Source organism: Pseudomonas sp. GW821-FHT09D08 (assembly GCF_059416305.1).
Genome location: NZ_JBWKOX010000044.1, coordinates 2,147 through 5,192, shown reverse-complemented (window position 1 = coordinate 5,192; position 3,046 = coordinate 2,147). Strand labels below are relative to the sequence as shown.

Genomic DNA, 3,046 nt, shown 5'->3' with positions numbered 1-3,046 from the left:
TCGAACTTTCGGTTCATTGCGTCTTCACACACCGCAATCTGATGCTCTTTCGAGTAGTCAAATTGCTTGGGTGTTATATGGTCAAGCCTCACGGGCAATTAGTATTGGTTAGCTCAACGCCTCACAGCGCTTACACACCCAACCTATCAACGTCGTAGTCTTCGACGGCCCTTCAGGGGACTCAAGGTCCCAGTGAGATCTCATCTTGAGGCTAGTTTCCCGCTTAGATGCTTTCAGCGGTTATCTATTCCGAACATAGCTACCCGGCAATGCCACTGGCGTGACAACCGGAACACCAGAGGTTCGTCCACTCCGGTCCTCTCGTACTAGGAGCAGCCCCTCTCAAATCTCAAACGTCCACGGCAGATAGGGACCGAACTGTCTCACGACGTTCTAAACCCAGCTCGCGTACCACTTTAAATGGCGAACAGCCATACCCTTGGGACCGGCTTCAGCCCCAGGATGTGATGAGCCGACATCGAGGTGCCAAACACCGCCGTCGATATGAACTCTTGGGCGGTATCAGCCTGTTATCCCCGGAGTACCTTTTATCCGTTGAGCGATGGCCCTTCCATACAGAACCACCGGATCACTAAGACCTACTTTCGTACCTGCTCGACGTGTCTGTCTCGCAGTCAAGCGCGCTTTTGCCTTTATACTCTACGACCGATTTCCGACCGGTCTGAGCGCACCTTCGTACTCCTCCGTTACTCTTTAGGAGGAGACCGCCCCAGTCAAACTACCCACCATACACTGTCCTCGATCCGGATAACGGACCTGAGTTAGAACCTCAAAGTTGCCAGGGTGGTATTTCAAGGTTGGCTCCACGCAGACTGGCGTCCACGCTTCAAAGCCTCCCACCTATCCTACACAAGCAAATTCAAAGTCCAGTGCAAAGCTATAGTAAAGGTTCACGGGGTCTTTCCGTCTAGCCGCGGATACACTGCATCTTCACAGCGATTTCAATTTCACTGAGTCTCGGGTGGAGACAGCGCCGCCATCGTTACGCCATTCGTGCAGGTCGGAACTTACCCGACAAGGAATTTCGCTACCTTAGGACCGTTATAGTTACGGCCGCCGTTTACCGGGGCTTCGATCAAGAGCTTCGCGTTAGCTAACCCCATCAATTAACCTTCCGGCACCGGGCAGGCGTCACACCCTATACGTCCACTTTCGTGTTTGCAGAGTGCTGTGTTTTTAATAAACAGTCGCAGCGGCCTGGTATCTTCGACCGGCATGGGCTTACGGAGCAAGTCCTTCACCCTCACCGGCGCACCTTCTCCCGAAGTTACGGTGCCATTTTGCCTAGTTCCTTCACCCGAGTTCTCTCAAGCGCCTTGGTATTCTCTACCCAACCACCTGTGTCGGTTTGGGGTACGGTTCCTGGTTACCTGAAGCTTAGAAGCTTTTCTTGGAAGCATGGCATCAACCACTTCGTTAACTAAAAGTTAACTCGTCATCAGCTCTCGGCCTTAAGATCCCGGATTTACCTAAGATCTCAGCCTACCACCTTAAACTTGGACAACCAACGCCAAGCTGGCCTAGCCTTCTCCGTCCCTCCATCGCAATAACCAGAAGTACAGGAATATTAACCTGTTTTCCATCGACTACGCTTTTCAGCCTCGCCTTAGGGACCGACTAACCCTGCGTCGATTAACGTTGCGCAGGAAACCTTGGTCTTTCGGCGTGGGTGTTTTTCACACCCATTATCGTTACTCATGTCAGCATTCGCACTTCTGATACCTCCAGCAAGCTTCTCAACTCACCTTCACAGGCTTACAGAACGCTCCTCTACCGCATCACTTACGTGATACCCGTAGCTTCGGTGTATGGTTTGAGCCCCGTTACATCTTCCGCGCAGGCCGACTCGACTAGTGAGCTATTACGCTTTCTTTAAAGGGTGGCTGCTTCTAAGCCAACCTCCTAGCTGTCTAAGCCTTCCCACATCGTTTCCCACTTAACCATAACTTTGGGACCTTAGCTGACGGTCTGGGTTGTTTCCCTTTTCACGACGGACGTTAGCACCCGCCGTGTGTCTCCCATGCTCGGCACTTGTAGGTATTCGGAGTTTGCATCGGTTTGGTAAGTCGGGATGACCCCCTAGCCGAAACAGTGCTCTACCCCCTACAGTGATACATGAGGCGCTACCTAAATAGCTTTCGAGGAGAACCAGCTATCTCCGAGCTTGATTAGCCTTTCACTCCGATCCACAGGTCATCCGCTAACTTTTCAACGGTAGTCGGTTCGGTCCTCCAGTTAGTGTTACCCAACCTTCAACCTGCCCATGGATAGATCGCCCGGTTTCGGGTCTATTCCCAGCGACTAGACGCCCTATTAAGACTCGCTTTCGCTACGCCTCCCCTATTCGGTTAAGCTCGCCACTGAAAATAAGTCGCTGACCCATTATACAAAAGGTACGCAGTCACCCAACAAAGTGGGCTCCCACTGCTTGTACGCATACGGTTTCAGGATCTATTTCACTCCCCTCTCCGGGGTTCTTTTCGCCTTTCCCTCACGGTACTAGTTCACTATCGGTCAGTCAGTAGTATTTAGCCTTGGAGGATGGTCCCCCCATATTCAGACAAAGTTTCTCGTGCTCCGTCCTACTCGATTTCATGACTAAGAGATTTTCGCGTACAGGGCTATCACCCACTATGGCCGCACTTTCCAGAGCGTTCCGCTAATCTCAAAGCCACTTAAGGGCTAGTCCCCGTTCGCTCGCCACTACTAAGGGAATCTCGGTTGATTTCTTTTCCTCAGGGTACTTAGATGTTTCAGTTCCCCTGGTTCGCCTCTTGCACCTATGTATTCAGTACAAGATAACCATCTTATGATGGCTGGGTTCCCCCATTCAGACATCTCCGGATCAAAGTCTGTTTGCCGACTCCCCGAAGCTTTTCGCAGGCTACCACGTCTTTCATCGCCTCTGACTGCCAAGGCATCCACCGTATGCGCTTCTTCACTTGACCATATAACCCCAAGCAATCTGGTTATACTGTGAAGACGACATTCGCCGAAAATTCGATCATACTCAATTAAGAGCTAC

General features: G+C 51.4%; 1 rRNA gene. It reads right to left on the bottom strand.

Features of this window, described 5'->3' with window-relative positions:
- Positions 1-77 precede the first annotated feature (77 nt).
- Positions 78-2,969, bottom strand: a 23S ribosomal RNA gene (locus AC07OP_RS31570).
- Between the last annotated feature and the right edge of the window lie 77 nt (positions 2,970-3,046).